At 68.5% G+C, this 16,547-nt stretch carries 14 protein-coding genes; 12 read left to right on the top strand and 2 right to left on the bottom strand.

The features are described from left to right. Positions 1-132 precede the first annotated feature (132 nt). Positions 133-2,658 (top strand): DNA internalization-related competence protein ComEC/Rec2, encoded by a 2,526-nt coding sequence (locus M1D55_RS19135; RefSeq protein ID WP_456281565.1) that lies wholly within the window; start codon positions 133-135, stop codon positions 2,656-2,658. Positions 2,659-2,669: 11 nt separating this feature from the next. Here the strand turns inward: M1D55_RS19135 and M1D55_RS19130 are convergent, their stop codons facing one another. Then, a complete protein-coding gene (locus M1D55_RS19130) occupies positions 2,670-3,653 on the bottom strand; it encodes a MurR/RpiR family transcriptional regulator (RefSeq protein WP_064573193.1) in 984 nt (327 codons plus the stop codon). A 294-nt stretch (positions 3,654-3,947) separates the two neighbouring features. Here M1D55_RS19130 and edd point away from each other — a divergent pair, with 294 nt between their 5' ends. From edd to ftsB, 11 genes are all read left to right on the top strand, one after another. Continuing rightward, positions 3,948-5,810, top strand: coding sequence for a phosphogluconate dehydratase (gene edd / locus M1D55_RS19125; protein ID WP_456281564.1), 1,863 nt, complete (start codon positions 3,948-3,950; stop codon positions 5,808-5,810). 219 nt (positions 5,811-6,029) lie between these two features. Further along, the gene (locus tag M1D55_RS19120) at positions 6,030-6,539 is read left to right on the top strand and encodes a gluconokinase (protein WP_149319295.1); all 510 of its coding nucleotides are present in this window, start codon (positions 6,030-6,032) and stop codon (positions 6,537-6,539) included. Between the two features lie 231 nt (positions 6,540-6,770). After that, on the top strand, positions 6,771-8,243 hold the full coding sequence (locus M1D55_RS19115) for a circularly permuted type 2 ATP-grasp protein (RefSeq protein ID WP_006576083.1): 1,473 nt from the start codon (positions 6,771-6,773) through the stop codon (positions 8,241-8,243). 81 nt (positions 8,244-8,324) lie between these two features. Then, positions 8,325-9,278: an alpha-E domain-containing protein gene (locus M1D55_RS19110; RefSeq protein WP_006576082.1), complete on the top strand. Its 954-nt coding sequence runs from the start codon at positions 8,325-8,327 to the stop codon at positions 9,276-9,278. Between the two features lie 31 nt (positions 9,279-9,309). Beyond that, a complete protein-coding gene (locus M1D55_RS19105; RefSeq protein ID WP_023263462.1) occupies positions 9,310-10,128 on the top strand; it encodes a transglutaminase family protein in 819 nt (272 codons plus the stop codon). A gap of 98 nt (positions 10,129-10,226) precedes the next feature. Then, positions 10,227-11,048, top strand: a complete 822-nt coding sequence (locus M1D55_RS19100) for a peptidase (protein WP_082928252.1) — start codon at positions 10,227-10,229, stop codon at positions 11,046-11,048. A gap of 146 nt (positions 11,049-11,194) precedes the next feature. After that, the gene (locus tag M1D55_RS19095; RefSeq protein WP_006576080.1) at positions 11,195-12,850 is read left to right on the top strand and encodes a CTP synthase; all 1,656 of its coding nucleotides are present in this window, start codon (positions 11,195-11,197) and stop codon (positions 12,848-12,850) included. Between the two features lie 25 nt (positions 12,851-12,875). Beyond that, positions 12,876-13,745, top strand: coding sequence for a 3-deoxy-8-phosphooctulonate synthase (gene kdsA, locus M1D55_RS19090; protein WP_006576079.1), 870 nt, complete (start codon positions 12,876-12,878; stop codon positions 13,743-13,745). 128 nt (positions 13,746-13,873) lie between these two features. Beyond that, positions 13,874-14,164 carry a DUF1330 domain-containing protein gene (locus M1D55_RS19085; protein ID WP_006576078.1) on the top strand — a complete coding sequence of 97 codons (291 nt, stop codon included), beginning with the start codon at positions 13,874-13,876 and terminating at the stop codon, positions 14,162-14,164. A 130-nt stretch (positions 14,165-14,294) separates the two neighbouring features. Next, positions 14,295-15,584, top strand: a complete 1,290-nt coding sequence (gene eno / locus M1D55_RS19080; RefSeq protein WP_006576077.1) for a phosphopyruvate hydratase — start codon at positions 14,295-14,297, stop codon at positions 15,582-15,584. A 91-nt stretch (positions 15,585-15,675) separates the two neighbouring features. After that, the gene (gene ftsB / locus M1D55_RS19075) at positions 15,676-16,017 is read left to right on the top strand and encodes a cell division protein FtsB (protein WP_006576076.1); all 342 of its coding nucleotides are present in this window, start codon (positions 15,676-15,678) and stop codon (positions 16,015-16,017) included. 59 nt (positions 16,018-16,076) lie between these two features. Here ftsB and M1D55_RS19070 read toward each other — a convergent pair whose 3' ends face one another. Beyond that, positions 16,077-16,481 (bottom strand): hypothetical protein, encoded by a 405-nt coding sequence (locus M1D55_RS19070; protein WP_456281563.1) that lies wholly within the window; start codon positions 16,479-16,481, stop codon positions 16,077-16,079. Positions 16,482-16,547: the final 66 nt, after the last annotated feature.

The following is a 16,547-nucleotide window of genomic DNA, read 5'->3' as shown; positions in this document are numbered from 1 at the left end:
CATGTCTGCGCTGCGTGCGGTCGTTGCAACCGCTATCGTCGTTTCGTTCTCTGCGGCGCCTGCTGTTCCTGCCATTGCTGCGGCCGCTGTTGCTGCGGCCGCTATTGCTGCGGCCGCTATTGCCGGGCCGCGATGCGCCTGACGCTGTGCGCCTTCGTCGCGGGCTGCTGGCTGGTGCAGCAATTGCCGGCATTGCCGCCAGCTTCGATCGGCGTGACCGCCGGTCTGGCCGCATTGGTCGTGGTGATCGCGCTGTCGCCGCTTGCCGGGCGTCCGGAGCCTTCCTCGATCGGCTTCCATGTCCGCTTGCTGGCCACTGTGCTGGCCGCGCTGATCGCCGGCGCGGCATGGTCCGCCTGGCGTGCCGAGCGTCGCCTGGCCGAGCGGCTTGCGGCGCAGTTCGAAGGCGTCACGCTGTCGCTGACGGGCGTGGTGTCGGGACTGCCGACCGGCAACGGCGAGAGCCTGCGTTTCGCGTTCACGGTCGACGGCGACAGGCCGGCCGGCTTGCCGCCGCTGCTGTCGCTCGGCTGGCAACAGGCGCCGCCCGATCTGCTGCCCGGCACGCGGCTGGCGCTGACCGTACGGCTGAAGCGACCGCACGGCCTCGCCAATCCACATGGCTTCGATTACGAATACTGGCTGCTGCAGCGGGGCATCGGTGCGACGGGCTACGTGCTGGCGGCCCGCCCCGCAGCGCCGGTGGCCCTGCGGCCGGCCTGGCGCATCGCGCGCTGGCGCGCGCGGATCCGCTCGCGCATGCTGGCCGCGATGCCGGCCGAGGCGCCATTGGCTGGCGTGCTGGTGGCGCTGGCGATCGGCGACCAGAGCGGCATCGCCGCCGACCAATGGCGCTGGTTCACCCGCACTGGCATCGGCCATCTGGTCAGCATTTCGGGCCTGCATATCACGATGATTTCCGGGCTGGCCGGTGCGCTGGCGAGGGCGCTGTGGCGGTATTCGTTCGGCCTGGGCAGATGGCTGCGGCGGCCGCTGCCGTTGCGTTGTCCTGCGCAGCGGGCGGCGGCGCTGGTGGCGGTGGCGATGGCGCTGGCCTATGGGCTGCTGTCGGGAATGGAGGTGCCGGCGCAACGCACGGTGGCGATGGTGTCCGTTGCCGCGCTGGCGCTGTGGTGGCAGCGCCGGCCGCCCGCGTCGCTGGTGCTGGCCTGGGCTGCGGCGGTGGCGCTGGCCCTCGACCCCTGGGCGGTGCGGGCGGCGGGATTCTGGCTGTCGTTCGGCGCGGTCGCGGCGATCTTCGTGGCGGCGTCGCAGCGAACCGTGGCCGTGGCCGGCGGCGAGCCGTCGCGGCGTTCGGTCTGGCAGGCGCGCTGGCAAGGCCTGCGGCGGCATCTGGCCGAGTCGGTGCGCACGCAATGGGCCGTCACGATCGGACTGCTGCCGCCGACGCTGCTGTTGTTCCAGCAGGTGTCGGTGGTGTCGCCGCTGGCCAATGCGCTGGCGATTCCGCTCGTCGGCCTGTTGGTGACGCCGTTGGCGCTGGGCGCGGCGATGCTGGCGGCGTGGCCCGTGGACTGGCCGCTCGGCGGCGCCATCGCGCTGGTGGCCGCATGGCTGCTGACGCTGGCGCACCAGGCGATGGCATGGCTGGCGGCGGTGCTGGTGCGACTGGCGGCGCCGCACTGGGCCGTCTGGCAGGCGGCGCGGCCCGATACCGTCGAACTCGCCTTCGCGCTGCTCGGCACGGCGGTGCTGCTGGCCCCCCGTGCCTTCGGCTGGGGCTGGCGCGTGCATGGCCTGGTGCTGCTGATCCCGATGCTGTCGAGCGGCCGCGCGCCGCTGCCGGCCGCCGCCTTCCGCGCGACGGCGCTCGATGTCGGGCAGGGCGCGGCGGTGCTGATCGAGACCCGCGGCCATCGGCTGCTGTACGACGCCGGGCCGGCGTATGGCGCGACCAGCAATCCGGCCGATTCGCCACGGCCCAGCGCCGGCGAGCGCGTGGTGGTGCCGTTCCTGCGCGCGGTTGGCATTCACTCGCTCGATGCGCTGGTGATCAGTCACGAGGACGCCGATCATGCCGGCGGCGCGCGCGACGTGATGGCGGCGCTGCCGGTCCGGCGCCTGTGGGCGTCGCTGCCGCGTGGCCATCCGCTATGGCGGTTGCAGGCCGGGAGCGGGCCGGATGCCGGTGCGGTGTGTGCGGCCGGTATCGCGTGGCAATGGGACGGCGTGCGTTTCGAGCTGCTGCATCCGTTGCCGGGGCAGGGCGACGACGCGGCGATCGGCAGCAATGCGCGCAGCTGCGTGCTGCGGATCTCGAGCCCGTACGCCGCGATGCTGCTGACCGGCGATATCGACCGCGCCGCCGAACTGGCAATGGTCGCTCGCCTGCCGCCCGATGCGCTGCGTGCCGACCTGCTGCTGGTGCCGCACCATGGCAGCCGCACGTCGTCCAGCGACGAATGGCTCGACGCGGTGCGGCCCGTTGCGGCGGTGTTCCAGCTCGGCTATCGCAACCGCTACCGGCATCCGCATGCGCAGGTATGGGCGCGCTATGGCCGCCGCGGGATCGCGCGCTATCGCAGCGATCGCACCGGCGCCGTCGAAGTCGTCGCGGATCGGGACGGCATTGCGATCGCGTCGTTCCGGCAGCAGGCGCGGCGCTACTGGCGGCCGGCCCCGGATGCGCCGGAATGAACGAGTACGGGTTACCGCTTGGCCGCGCGGCGGGCAGCCGGGCTCGCCGCACGCTTGGTCGCGGGCGTAGTCACTCGCTTCGACGCACCTTTTGCCGCCGGACCCGCGCTGCGGCGCCCCTTGCCGCGCGGCAGCGGCTCGATCGCATGGCTGGGCTCGACGCTGGCGATGCGGCGCTCGCGCAGATGCGCCTTCGCGCGTTGCAAGCGGCCCGCCATCGTGTCGGCCCGTGCCAGCGCGACGCCCGCGGCGAGCACATCGCCGAGCACCAGATGGCTGATGCGCGAGGTCATCGGCGTATAGACCTCGCTGTCCTCTTCCACATCGGAGAACACGCAGACGTCGGCCAGCGCGGCCAGCGGCGAGCCGCTGTGCGTCAGCGCCAGCACGCTGGCGCCCGCGCCGCGCGCCAGCGTGGCCGCGGTCAGCATGTCCCAGGTGCGGCCGCTGTTGGACACCAGCACCGCGACGTCGCCCGGCGCCAGCAGCGCGGCGGACATGCTGAACACATGCGGATCGGAGTACGCGACGGTCGGCATGCCGAGACGGAAGAACTTGTGCTGGATGTCGAGGGCGACGATGCCGGAGTTGCCGCAGCCGTAGAACTCGATGCGGCGCGCGCCGGCCAGCAGCGCGATGCCGTGCTCGATCTGATCGGCCGACAACGCATTGCGCACCGACATCAATGTCGCGATGGTGCGGTCGAACACCTTGCCGGCGATATCGGCCGGCCGGTCCTGCGGATTGACGTCCTGGTGCACGAAAGGCGTGCCGGCGCCGACGGTCTGCGCGAACTGCAGCTTGAACTCGCGAAAGCCGTCGTAGCCGAGCGCCGCGCAAAAGCGTGCAATGGTCGGCTGCGACACGCCGGCAAGGCGAGCGAGCTCCGGCATCGACAGCCGGATCACGCTGGCGCCGTGGCGCGCGACGTAGTCGGCGAGGCGGCGTTCGGAGGGGCGAAGGGAGTCGTAGACGGCGAGGATGCGGTCACGCATGAGGGCGGCAAGAGTCGGATTGGATCGGGGTTTGTAGAGATTCTACTTGGCCGGCCGAATGATCGGGTGGAACGCCGTGCGCCGCAGTCGGGAATAACCCTGATGCCGAACGATGGAAAGCGCGATTTCACTGGGTTTTTTCGCTGTTTTGGATGGGGCGGTGCGACACGAGACTTCTGGAACGGCGCCGTCTTCCGGTAGAATGTAGAAATTCTACACAAATCGACCCTGCCGGGATCCGCCGATATCCCGTTGATCGAACCGCCCGATCCCCCGTTCGCCTCTTCATATCGAATGCCACAGACTCTCGATTCCGCCGTGCGCGACGTCACCGCGCGCATCGTCGAACGTAGCCGCGCCAGCCGCAGCGCCTACCTGGAGCGCTGCGCCCGCGCGCAACGCGAACTGGGCCCGGCACAGGGCTTGTCCTGCGCCAACCTGGCTCATGGCTACGCCGCGCTGCCGGCCGCCGACAAGCTGAAGCTGCGCGTCGAACATGCGCTGAATCTCGGCATCGTCACCGCGTACAACGACATGCTGTCCGCGCACCAGCCCTATGAGCGCTATCCCGCGCTGATCCGCGCGGCGGCGCGTGAAGTGGGCGCGGTGGCGCAGGTCGCCGGCGGCGTGCCGGCGATGTGCGACGGCATCACGCAGGGCAATCCCGGCATGGAGCTGTCGCTGTTCTCGCGCGATGCGATCGCGATGGGCGCCGCGATCGCGCTGTCGCACAACACCTTCGATGCGGTGGTGATGCTCGGCGTCTGCGACAAGATCGTCCCGGGGCTGGTGATGGGCGCGCTGCAGTTCGGCCATTTGCCGGTGGTGATGGTGCCGGCCGGACCGATGGCCAGCGGCCTGCCCAACAAGGAGAAGGCGCGCGTGCGGCAGCTGTATGCCACCGGCCAGGTCGGCCGCGACGCGCTGCTCGAGGCCGAGTGCCAGGCCTATCACGGCGCCGGCACCTGCACGTTCTATGGCACCGCCAACAGCAACCAGCTGCTGATGGAAATCATGGGCCTGCATCTGCCGGGCGCGGCGTTCGTGCCGCCGGAGGGCGGCCTGCGCGATGCGCTGACGGCCGCCGCGGCGCAGCGCGCGCTGGCACTGTCGGCACGCGGCGATGGCTATCTGCCGATCTGCCGCATCGTCGACGAACGCGCGGTCGTCAACGGCATCGTCGGACTGCTGGCGACCGGCGGCTCGACCAACCACACGATCCATCTGGTGGCGATGGCGCGTGCGGCCGGCATCGTGATCGACTGGGACGACTTTGACCAGCTGTCGCGCGCGACGCCGCTGCTGGCGCGCGTCTATCCGAACGGCGCCGCCGACGTCAATCATTTCCATGCGGCCGGCGGCGTCGGCTTCGTGATTCGGCAGCTGCTCGATGCCGGGCTGCTGCACGAGGACGTCGAGACCGTGGCCGGCCCGGGACTGGCGCGTTATGCGCGGGAGCCGGTACTGCACGACGGCGCGTTGCAGTGGCGCGAAGCCCCGGCGCAAAGCGGCGACGCGCAGGTGCTCGCGCCGATCGACAAGCCGTTCGATCCCGAAGGCGGATTGCGCTTGATGTCCGGCAACCTGGGCCGCGGCGTGATCAAGGTGTCGGCGGTCGCGCCCGAGCACCGGATCGTCGAGGCGCCGGCGCGCGTGTTCGAATCGCAGCAGGCGTTGCAGGACGCGTTCGCGCGCGGCGAGCTCGACCGCGACGTCATCGTCGTGGTGCGCTTCCAGGGGCCGAACGCCAACGGCATGCCGGAGCTGCACCGGCTGACGCCGCCGCTGGGCGCGCTGCAGGACGCCGGCCATCGCGTCGCGCTGGTCACCGACGGCCGCATGTCGGGTGCCTCCGGCAAGGTGCCGGCGGTGATCCACGTCGGCCCCGAGGCCAGCGCGGGCGGTCCGCTGGCGCGCGTGCGCGATGGCGACCTGCTGCGCGTCGATGCGGTCGCCGGCACGCTGGCGTGGCTCGGCGATCCGGCAGAGCTCGCGGCGCGCGCGCCTGCTGCGCCGCCGCAGGACGCGTTCGCCGACTACAGCCTGGGCCGCGGCCTGTTCGGCCTGTTCCGCCGCCACGCGCGCGGCGCCGAGCAGGGCGGCAGCGCGCTGGACCTCAGCGAGGCCGATGCGATGGCGGCGCCGCGCGCACTATAGTCGTGCTGTAGTCGTGCTGTAGGGCGTACTTGCGGCAGCCGCTATCCCGAACCCGCTATCCGCTATCCGCTATCCGCTGGACGATATCCGATACCGAATCAATCCCGAAGTCGGCCGGACCTGGCGTCCGGCCTCGACCGCCCGCATGCGAACTCGCCGGCGCGCGGTCAGACCAACAAGGACGGCACCGACCGTCCGATCCTGATCGATGGAGCAGACATGATCTATATCCTGATGGGCGTCTCCGGCAGCGGCAAGACCACGGTCGGCTCGCTGCTGGCGCAGGCGCTGCATTGCGGCTTCCATGATGCCGACGAATTCCACAGCGCCGCCAACAAGGCCAAGATGGCCGCGGGCATTCCGCTGACCGACGAGGACCGCTGGCCCTGGCTGGACGCGATGCGCGCGGCCATCGACCAGGCCCGCGCCGAGGGCCGCCCGCACGTGTTCACCTGCTCCGCGCTGCGCCAGATCTATCGCGACCGGCTGACGCCGCCCGACGGCGGGGTCAGCTTCATCTACCTGAAGGGCGATATCGACGTGCTGCGCACCCGCCTGGCCGGCCGCAGCGGGCATTTCTTCGACCCCAAGCTGCTGCAGAGCCAGCTCGATACGCTGGAGGAGCCGCGCGACGCGCTGGTGCTCGATATCCGCAAGCCGCCCGAGGAGCTGGTGCGCCAGATCCTGGCGGAGCGTCCGCCGGTCCGCGGCAGCCAGCCCGTGCACTGAAATGGTGTGCCGGGGCGGCCTGTTCCCGCGCCGCTCCGCGCCATTCCGTGCCGTGTCCCGCCCCTGCGCGTCTTTCCACCCCGTTTTGCGCAACCTTTCCACTGGCAGACATCTTGCTTGAATGTCTGCCAAGGCACCTGACTTCCTTCTCGGGGGCAGCGGCCGGACGTATGCTGTAGGAGTCAACGATGCGCGGCGGCCGGTCGGGCGCCCGGCACTGGGGAGGGCATCATGGCGGCGCGGTTTTTCGATGAAATGCTGGACTGGCGCGGCGATGCGCCCCCGAACATCGCCGCCGGGCAGGCCTTGTCGCCCGACGCGATCCGGCCGCACTACCGTCACTTCGCCGACTGGCTGGCGCGCCAGTCGGAGGCCACCATGGCCAACAAGCGTGCCGAGGCCGACCTGGTGTTCCGGCGCGTGGGCATCACCTTCGCCGTCTATGGCGACAAGGACGAGGACAACAGCGGCACCGAGCGCACCATCCCGTTCGACGTGATTCCGCGCATCTTCCCGGCCGGCGAATGGGCGCTGCTGGAGCGGGGCCTGCGCCAGCGGGTCGCCGCGCTGAACCGCTTCATCCATGACATCTATCATGGGCAGGACATCATCCGCGCCGGCGTGATTCCGCCCGAGCAGGTCTACGACAACGCGCAGTACCGTCCCGAGATGCTGGGCATCGACGTGCCGCGCGACATCTATGCGCATGTCGCCGGCATCGACGTGGTGCGCGCCGGCGAGGGCGAGTTCTATGTGCTCGAGGACAATCTGCGGGTGCCGTCCGGCGTTTCGTACATGCTCGAGAATCGCAAGATGATGATGCGGTTGTTCCCCGAGCTGTTTGCGCGCAACCGCGTCGCGCCGGTGGCCCACTATCCCGACCTGCTGCTGGACATGCTGCGCAGCGTGTCGCCGCAGGGAATGGCCGATCCGACCGTGGTGGTGCTGACGCCCGGCATGTACAACTCCGCCTATTTCGAACATGCGTTCCTGGCGCAGCAGATGGGCATCGAACTGGTCGAGGGCAGCGACCTGTTCGTGCAGGACGACTTTCTGTACATGCGCACCACGCAGGGCCCGCAGCGCGTCGACGTGATCTACCGCCGCGTCGACGACGACTTTCTCGATCCGCTGGTGTTCCGGCCCGATTCGACGCTGGGCGCGGCCGGCCTGCTGGCGGTCTATCGCGCCGGCAATGTCACGGTATGCAATGCGATCGGTACCGGCGTCGCCGACGACAAGTCGATCTATCCCTATGTGCCGGAGATGATCCGCTTCTATCTGGGCGAGGAGCCGCTGCTGGCCAACGTGCCGACCTATATGTGCCGGCGCCCGGACGATCTGCAGTACGTGCTCGACCACATGGACGAACTCGTGGTCAAGGAAACGCACGGCGCCGGCGGCTACGGCATGCTGGTCGGGCCGGCGGCGACGCGCGCGGAGATCGACGCGTTCCGCGAGGTGGTCAAGGCGCGGCCGCATCAGTACATCGCGCAACCGACGCTGGCGCTGTCGACCTGTCCGACCTATGTCGAGGCCGGCATCGCGCCGCGCCATATCGATCTGCGGCCATTCGTGCTGTCGGGCAAGGAGGTGCGCATGGTGCCGGGCGGGCTGACGCGCGTGGCGCTGCGCGAGGGGTCGCTGGTGGTCAATTCCTCGCAGGGCGGCGGCACCAAGGACACCTGGGTGCTGGAGCGCTGAACCGCTGAACCGCCGAGCCATCGATACCTGGCAACCCCTGCCGACCCCCCGCGATCTTCGACCGGACCACGGAGAGCCATCATGCTGAGCCGCACCGCCGACCACCTGTTCTGGATGGCGCGCTACACCGAGCGCGCCGAAAATACCGCGCGCATGCTCGACGTCAACTACCAGACCTCGCTGCTGCCGCAATCGATCGAGGTGGCCGAGCAGGGCTGGTGGGCGATGCTCGATATCTCCGAGTTGACGCACGCGTTCGACCACAAGTACGGGCTGCTCTCGCGCGAGGACGTGATCGACTTCATGGTGCGCGACATGACCAACCCGTCGTCGATCATGAGCTGCCTGCGCGCGGCGCGCGAGAACGCGCGCGCCGTGCGCGGTTCGCTGACGACCGAGGTGTGGGAGACGCTGAACACCACGTGGCTGGACGTGCAGCGGATGATCACGGACGGCGTGCTGCGCGACGATCCGTCGCAGTTCTTCGAATGGGTCAAGTTCCGCTCGCATCTGGCGCGCGGCGTGCAGTTCGGCACCATGCTGAAGGACGACGCCTTCCACTTCATGCGCCTGGGCACCTTCCTGGAGCGCGCCGACAATACCGCGCGGATCCTCGACGTCAAGTTCCAGGCCACCGGCAGCGAGAATGGCGGCAGCGAGCGGACCGAACAGGATTTCTATCACTGGGCCGCGGTGCTGCGCTCGGTCTCGGGCTTCGAGGTCTACCGCAAGATCTACCGCACCGTGATCACGCCGGTGCGCGTCGCCGAACTGCTGATCCTGCGGCCCGACATGCCGCGTTCGCTGGTGTCGAGCATGGACGAGGTGGTGGCGATCCTGGCGCTGGTGCGCAACCAGCAGTCCGCCGAGACCGAACGGCACGCTGGTAAACTGCATGCCGACCTCAAATACGCGCGCATCGACGACATCTTCGCGGTCGGGCTGCACGCGTTCCTGACCAGCTTCCTTGAACGCATCGGCGATCTGGGCAGCGGCATCAGCCGGGATTTCCTGGTGCCCCCGCTGGCAGCCTGAAAGCCTGAACCCGGCGTCGCGCGACAGGACCGTGAAATACCAGATCCACCACCGCACCGTTTATCGCTATACCGAGCCGGTGATCCGCAGCGTTCACGAGCTGCGGCTGGCGCCGCGCTCCGGCCCGCTGCAGCAGGTGCACCAATGGCAGCTGTCGGTGCCGGGCAATCTGTCCGAGGCGCTCGACGGCTTCGGCAATATCGTCCATCAGTTCACGCTGGCGCGGCCGGCCGACACCATTACCATCGCCGCCAGCGGCGAGGTCGAGATCACGCCCGCCGCCGATGCCGACGGCTGCTTCGGCGACGCCCCGCCGCCGGGCGAGGCGCGCGTGTCGCCGCTGTACTTTCGCAGCGGCACGCCGCTGACCAGCGCGCCGGCCGAGCTGAGCGCATTTGCCGCGCCGTATCTGGCCGCCGGCCATGACCCGGCCGCGCTGCTGGCGCTGGCCCAGGCGATTGGCGAACGCGTGCGCTACCAGCCCAATGCCACCGATGTCGGCACCAGCGCCGCCGAGGCCTTCGCACTCGGCGCCGGGGTCTGCCAGGACCAGGCGCAGGTGATGGTGGCCGCCTGCCGCGCCTTCGGTGTGCCGGCGCGCTACGTCAGCGGCTATTTCCACGACCCGGCCGCCACCGAGCTGGCCAGCCACGCCTGGGCCGACCTGTGCGTCGACACCGAGCGCGAGCGCTGGTGCAGCATCGACGTGACGCACGGCTGCTTCACCGACACCCGCCACATCCGCCTGGCGGTGGGGCGCGACTACCGCTCGGCGGCGCCGATCCGCGGCGTGCGCGAGGGCGGCGGCACCGAATCGCTGTCGGTGCAGATCCTGATCGAGCCGGTCTGAGCCTCCGGGGTGCAGGGCGCGCGCGAGGAGGGCGCTAGAATGCCGGGATGCTCCCGCGCGTTCCGCCGCGCGCCATGTCACCACAATAAGACAAAGCCATGACGTACTGTGTAGCCATGCGGCTCGATGCCGGCCTGGTATTCCTGTCCGACTCGCGCACCAATGCGGGTGTCGACGCGATCTCGACCGCCCGCAAGCTGACGGTGTTCGAGGAGACCGGCGACCGCGTCATGGTGCTGATGACCGCCGGCAACCTGGCCATCAGCCAGTCGATCCGCCAGATCCTGATGGAGAGCCGCGACGGCAAGCGCTCGCTGTGGACCGCGCGCGATATGTTCGAAGCCGCCTCGATCGTCGGCGACGCGGTGCGCCAGGTGCATCGGCGCGATGCCGATGCGCTGCGCGATGCCGGCATCGAGTTCAACGTCAGCCTGATCTTCGGCGGCCAGATCGGCCGGGAACGGGCGCGCCTGTTCAATATCTATGCGGCCGGCAATTTCGTCGAGGCGACGCCGGAGAACTGCTACTTCCAGATCGGCGAGGCCAAGTACGGCAAGCCGATCATCGACCGCGTGGTGCACCCAGCGTTGCCCCTCGCCGAAGGGGCCAAGTGCGCGCTGATCTCGATGGACTCGACGCTCAAGTCCAATATCTCGGTGGGGCTGCCGCTGGACCTGCTGGTCTACGAGGCCGATTCGCTGCATGTGACGCGCTTTGCCACGATCGACGATCGCAATCCGTATTTCTGCATGATCCGCGAGACCTGGGGCGAGCGCCTGCGCCAGGTATTCCGCGAGATCGACAATCCGGAATGGGACGCCGCCGACCGGGTCGAGCACCCGCTGACGCGGCAGGGCGAGGGCGACCGCTGGGGGCAGCCGGTGCGGGCACGGCGTGAGCGTCCGCGCGAACCGCAGTGAACCGTGGTGGAGCTGGCTTCGAGGGCTTGCACGGTGCCGGGGCGCGGCCGAATTCGACACGTGAGCGCACAGTCCGGCACGCCGATTCGGGCGGTCCATCCGGCCCCGCTCATGTATAATCCCGATTTCCCCGGCAAGCTCGGTTTATGACCAAATTCGTCTTCGTCACCGGTGGCGTCGTCTCTTCCCTCGGCAAGGGCATCGCTGCCGCCTCGCTCGCGGCTATTCTCGAGTCGCGCGGCCTCAAAGTCACCCTCCTCAAGCTCGATCCCTACATCAACGTCGACCCCGGCACGATGAGCCCCTTCCAGCATGGCGAAGTATTCGTCACGGAAGACGGCGCGGAGACCGACCTCGATCTTGGCCACTACGAGCGCTTCGTCTCGGCCAAGATGCGCAAGTCGAACAACTTCACCACGGGCCAGATCTACGAATCGGTGATCCGCAAGGAGCGGCGCGGCGAATACCTGGGCAAGACCGTGCAGGTGATCCCGCATATCACCAACGAGATCCAGGCGTTCATCGAGAAGGGCGCGGCCGCCTCGCACGAAGGCAAGGCCGATGTGGCGCTGGTCGAGATCGGCGGTACCGTCGGTGACATCGAATCGCTGCCGTTCCTGGAGGCCGCGCGCCAGATGAGCCTGCGCATGGGCCGCAACCACGCGGCCTTCGTCCATCTGACGCTGGTGCCGTTCATCGCCAGCGCCGGCGAGCTCAAGACCAAGCCCACCCAGCACTCGGTGCAGAAGCTGCGCGAAATCGGCATCTCGCCGACCGCGCTGCTGTGCCGCGCCGACCGGCCGATTCCGGACGACGAACGCGCCAAGATCTCGCTGTTCGCCAATATCCCGCAGGAAGCGGTGATTTCGGTGTGGGACGTCGACAGCATCTACAAGATCCCGCAGATGCTCAACGAGCAGGGCCTGGACCGGCTGATCTGCGAGGAGCTGCGCCTCGATCCGAAGCCGGCCGACCTGTCGATGTGGCAGAAGCTGGTCAATGCGCAGGAAAACCCCGAACACGAAGTGACGATCGGCATGGTCGGCAAGTATGTCGACCTGACCGAGTCGTACAAGTCGCTGATCGAGGCGCTGCGTCACGCGGGCATGCATACCGCGACGCGCGTCAATATCGAATACATCGATTCCGAGGAACTGGAATCGGGCCACCTCGAAGTGCTCAAGCCGCTGGACGCGATCCTGGTGCCGGGCGGCTTCGGCAAGCGCGGCACCGAGGGCAAGATCCGCGCGATCCAGTATGCGCGCGAGAACAAGGTGCCGTACCTGGGCATCTGCCTGGGCATGCAGCTGGCGGTGATCGAGTTCGCCCGCCATGTGGCCGGCATGCGCGACGCCAACTCGACCGAGTTCAGCCTCGAGACCGAACACCCGGTGGTCGCGCTGATCACCGAATGGGTGGACCGCGACGGCAAGGTCGAGCAGCGCTCGGCCGATTCCGATCTGGGCGGCACGATGCGCCTGGGCGCGCAGCGTGTGCCCGTCAAGGCGGACACCAAGGCCGCGCAGATCTACGGCGCCGAGGTCAACGAGCGGCATCGCCATCGCTACGAGGTCAACAATCACTATGTGCCGCAGCTGGAACAGGCCGGCATGGTGATCTCGGCCCGCACCCCGACCGAGAACCTGCCCGAGATGATGGAGCTGCCGGCGCAGATGCACCCGTGGTTCGTCGGCGTGCAGTTCCATCCGGAATTCACCTCGACGCCGCGCGCGGGCCATCCGCTGTTCAAGGCCTACGTGGAAGCCGCGCTGGCCGGCCAGCAGCGCCGCAAGGGCGCCTGAAGCGGCCGCATAGCAGGAGAGCAAGATGAAATTGTGTGGATTCGACGTCGGCCTGGACCAGCCGTTCTTCCTGATCGCCGGTCCCTGCGTGATCGAGTCGGAGCAGATGGCCCTCGATACGGCAGGCCAGCTGAAGACGATCACCGGCGAACTCGGCATCCCCTTCATCTACAAGTCCTCGTTCGACAAGGCGAACCGCTCGTCGGGCAAGTCCTTCCGCGGACTGGGCATGGAGAAGGGGCTGGAGATTCTGGCCACGGTCAAGCGCGAGATCGGCGTGCCGGTGCTGACCGACATCCACGAGATCGACGAGATCGCGCCGGTGGCGGCGGTGGTCGACGTGCTGCAGACGCCGGCCTTCCTGTGCCGGCAGACCGATTTCATCCGCGCCTGCGCCCAGAGCGGCAAGCCGGTCAATATCAAGAAGGGCCAGTTCCTGGCCCCGGGCGACATGAAGAACGTCATCGACAAGGCCCGCGACGCCGCCCGCGAAGCCGGCCTGCCCGAGGACAGCTTCATGGCCTGCGAGCGCGGCGTGTCGTTCGGCTATAACAACCTGGTTTCCGACATGCGCTCGCTGGCGATCATGCGCGAGACGGGCGCGCCGGTGGTATTCGACGCGACCCACTCGGTGCAGCTGCCGGGCGGGCAGGGCACCAGCTCGGGCGGCCAGCGCGAGTTCGTGCCGGTGCTGGCGCGCGCCGCGGTGGCCGTCGGTATCGCGGGCCTGTTCATGGAAACCCATCCGGATCCAAGCAAGGCGATGTCCGACGGTCCCAATGCCGTGCCGCTGTCGCGCATGCGCGAACTGCTGGCGGTGCTGAAGGACCTGGACGCGCTCACCAAGCGCGCCGGCTTCCTCGAAGACAATTTCGGCTGGCCGGCCTGCGCCTGAGCGCGGCGCCAAGCGCCAGCCGTCAATCGTCAGCTGCAACGGCTTTCTCGCCGATCACCGATTCCGCACGTTACCGCCGTCATCCGGCGGCAACGTTGACAACCATAAGATTCATCCTGGAGATACGCATGGCCGCCGGCTACATCATCGCCTACGTCGACGTCACCGATCCGCAGCAGTACGAGCAGTACAAGGTCCTGTCCAGCAAGGCCATGCAGGAGCACGGCGCCGAGGTGCTGGTGCGCGGCGGCCGCACGGTCCCGCTCGAAGGCGAATGGGCGCCGACCCGCGTGGTGCTGCTGAAATTCCCGAGCGTCGAGGCGGCCCAGGCCTTCCACGACGGCGAGACCTACCGCGCGGCCCGCAAGGCGCGCGAGCATGCGGCCCGGATGAACATGATCGTGGTCGAGGGCGTTTGAGCTTCGACCGGCGCGTCGCCTGACGCGGGTCTCCATCCGGAGCACGCGGCAAGGCAGCGCGATACCAGACGCGGTGCACAGTCGCAGTGCACGGACCCAAGCTTCATCAGATCTAGATCAAGAGGAATCCATGAGTGCAATCGTAGATATCATCGGTCGCGAGGTTCTCGACTCGCGCGGCAACCCGACCGTCGAATGCGACGTTCTGCTCGAATCGGGCGTGATGGGCCGCGCCGCGGTGCCGTCGGGCGCGTCGACCGGCTCGCGCGAGGCGATCGAACTGCGCGACGGCGACAAGTCGCGCTACCTGGGCAAGGGCGTGCTGAAGGCCGTCGAGCACATCAACACCGAGATCTCCGAAGCGATCATGGGCCTGGACGCCTCCGAGCAGGCCTTCCTGGACCGCACGCTGATCGATCTGGACGGCACCGAGAACAAGAGCCGCCTGGGCGCCAACGCGATGCTGGCCGTGTCGATGGCGGTCGCCAAGGCCGCCGCCGAGGAAGCCGGCCTGCCGCTGTACCGCTACTTCGGCGGTTCGGGCGCGATGCAGATGCCGGTGCCGATGATGAACATCGTCAACGGCGGCGCGCACGCCAACAACAGCCTGGACATCCAGGAATTCATGATCATGCCGGTGTCGCAGAAGAGCTTCCGTGAAGCGCTGCGCTGCGGCGCCGAGGTGTTCCACGCGCTGAAGAAAATCCTGGCCGACAAGGGCATGTCGACCGCGGTCGGCGACGAAGGCGGCTTCGCCCCGAACTTCGCCTCGAACGAGGAATGCCTGAACACGATCCTGCAGGCGATCGAGAAGGCCGGCTACCGTGCCGGCGAGGACGTGCTGCTGGCGCTGGACTGCGCCTCGAGCGAGTTCTTCCGCGAAGGCGAGGACCTGTATCACCTCGAAGGCGAAGGCCTGACGCTGAACTCGACCCAGTGGGCCGACTACCTGGCCAATCTGTGCGACAAGTTCCCGATCGTGTCGATCGAGGACGGCATGGCCGAGGGCGACTGGGACGGCTGGAAGGTGCTGACCGACAAGCTCGGCAAGCGTGTGCAGCTGGTCGGCGACGACCTGTTCGTCACCAACACCAAGATCCTGAAGGAAGGCATCGAGAAGGGCATCGGCAACTCGATCCTGATCAAGATCAACCAGATCGGCACGCTGACCGAAACCTTCGCCGCGATCGAGATGGCCAAGCGCGCCGGCTACACGGCCGTGATCTCGCACCGTTCGGGCGAGACCGAGGACAGCACGATCGCCGATATCGCGGTCGGCACCAACGCCGGCCAGATCAAGACCGGCTCGCTGTCGCGCTCGGACCGTATCGCCAAGTACAACCAGCTGCTGCGCATCGAGGAAGACCTGGGCGATATCGCCAGCTACCCCGGCAAGAGCGCGTTCTACAATCTGCGCTAAGCCCGGGAGTCGGCGGGTGTGCGGCGGCCCCGGCCGCCGCGCCCCTCGCGCAAGCGCCGCCACCGCCAAGTCGTCCGATCTCTAACTGCCCATGCGCCTGATTACGCTGCTGTTGTTCGTGGTGCTGCTCGCGATCCAGTACCCCCTGTGGCTGGGCAAGGGCGGCTGGTTGCGCGTGTGGGAATTGAACAAGCAGGTCGGCGAGCAGACCGCCCGCAACGAACAGCTGAAGCGCCGCAACGCCAAGCTCGAGGGCGAGGTGCTGGACCTGCAGGACGGCACCGGCGCGGTCGAGGAACGGGCGCGCTACGAGCTCGGCATGGTCAAGGACGGCGAGGTGTTCATCCAGTTCGTCGCGCCGGCCCCCAAGGTCAGCGCCACGCCGCCGCTGCCGCCGCCTCCGGCGACGAAGCCAGCCTCCGGCGGGCGCTAAGTCACCACCGCGCGAAGGAGCGCCAGGCTGGCGCCGGCTCGGCGCTCACGCCAGCCGCTTTACCACCACCAGTACGGATAGCCGCCCCAGCCCCAATAGCCGGGCGAGCCGATGCTGACCCCGCCGCCCCAGCGGCCGCGGCCCCATCCCCCGTAGTACAGACTCCAGCTCGACAGCGGATACGCCGGATAGGCGTAGGTCGACGCGCGCGCCCATGCCTGGGCCTGCTGATCGCGCGCGATCGCGGCTTCCTGTTCGCGCAGCACCTGCTTGTCCAGCGTGTCGAGGCGCTTGCGTTCCTCGGCACTGAGCGGCGCGGCCGGGCCGCGCGAGCCGGCATCCGGCGCCAGCCGGGCGATGGGCGGCGAACCGTTGATGTCGCGGGGCAGATTGGCGGCGCATCCCGCGGCCAGCAGCGGCGCGGCCAGCAATGCAAGACGGATCGACGAAGGGATGGCCGGCATGATGACCTCCAGGCGGTGCGCGGGTGTCGGTAAGACTTTGTTGTCTTTGATTTTAGTGAGCGCACA

It is taken from the genome of Cupriavidus sp. JZ107, assembly GCF_053903255.1.
The sequence above is the reverse complement of the archived record's forward strand: the minus strand, read 5'-3'. Positions and strand labels throughout refer to the sequence as shown.

What these genes read in the sequence shown, in the direction of transcription:
- edd (WP_456281564.1), top strand. Translation starts at nt 3,948, where the DNA reads ATGCCACAGACTCTCGATTCCGCCGTGCGCGACGTCACCGCGCGCATC.
- M1D55_RS19135 (WP_456281565.1), top strand. Translation starts at nt 133, where the DNA reads ATGCGCCTGACGCTGTGCGCCTTCGTCGCGGGCTGCTGGCTGGTGCAG.
- M1D55_RS19110 (WP_006576082.1), top strand. Translation starts at nt 8,325, where the DNA reads ATGCTGAGCCGCACCGCCGACCACCTGTTCTGGATGGCGCGCTACACC.
- ftsB (WP_006576076.1), top strand. Translation starts at nt 15,676, where the DNA reads ATGCGCCTGATTACGCTGCTGTTGTTCGTGGTGCTGCTCGCGATCCAG.
- M1D55_RS19120 (WP_149319295.1), top strand. Translation starts at nt 6,030, where the DNA reads ATGATCTATATCCTGATGGGCGTCTCCGGCAGCGGCAAGACCACGGTC.
- kdsA (WP_006576079.1), top strand. Translation starts at nt 12,876, where the DNA reads ATGAAATTGTGTGGATTCGACGTCGGCCTGGACCAGCCGTTCTTCCTG.
- M1D55_RS19085 (WP_006576078.1), top strand. Translation starts at nt 13,874, where the DNA reads ATGGCCGCCGGCTACATCATCGCCTACGTCGACGTCACCGATCCGCAG.
- M1D55_RS19100 (WP_082928252.1), top strand. Translation starts at nt 10,227, where the DNA reads ATGACGTACTGTGTAGCCATGCGGCTCGATGCCGGCCTGGTATTCCTG.
- M1D55_RS19070 (WP_456281563.1), bottom strand. Translation starts at nt 16,481, where the DNA reads ATGCCGGCCATCCCTTCGTCGATCCGTCTTGCATTGCTGGCCGCGCCG.
- M1D55_RS19095 (WP_006576080.1), top strand. Translation starts at nt 11,195, where the DNA reads ATGACCAAATTCGTCTTCGTCACCGGTGGCGTCGTCTCTTCCCTCGGC.
- eno (WP_006576077.1), top strand. Translation starts at nt 14,295, where the DNA reads ATGAGTGCAATCGTAGATATCATCGGTCGCGAGGTTCTCGACTCGCGC.
- M1D55_RS19130 (WP_064573193.1), bottom strand. Translation starts at nt 3,653, where the DNA reads ATGCGTGACCGCATCCTCGCCGTCTACGACTCCCTTCGCCCCTCCGAA.
- M1D55_RS19115 (WP_006576083.1), top strand. Translation starts at nt 6,771, where the DNA reads ATGGCGGCGCGGTTTTTCGATGAAATGCTGGACTGGCGCGGCGATGCG.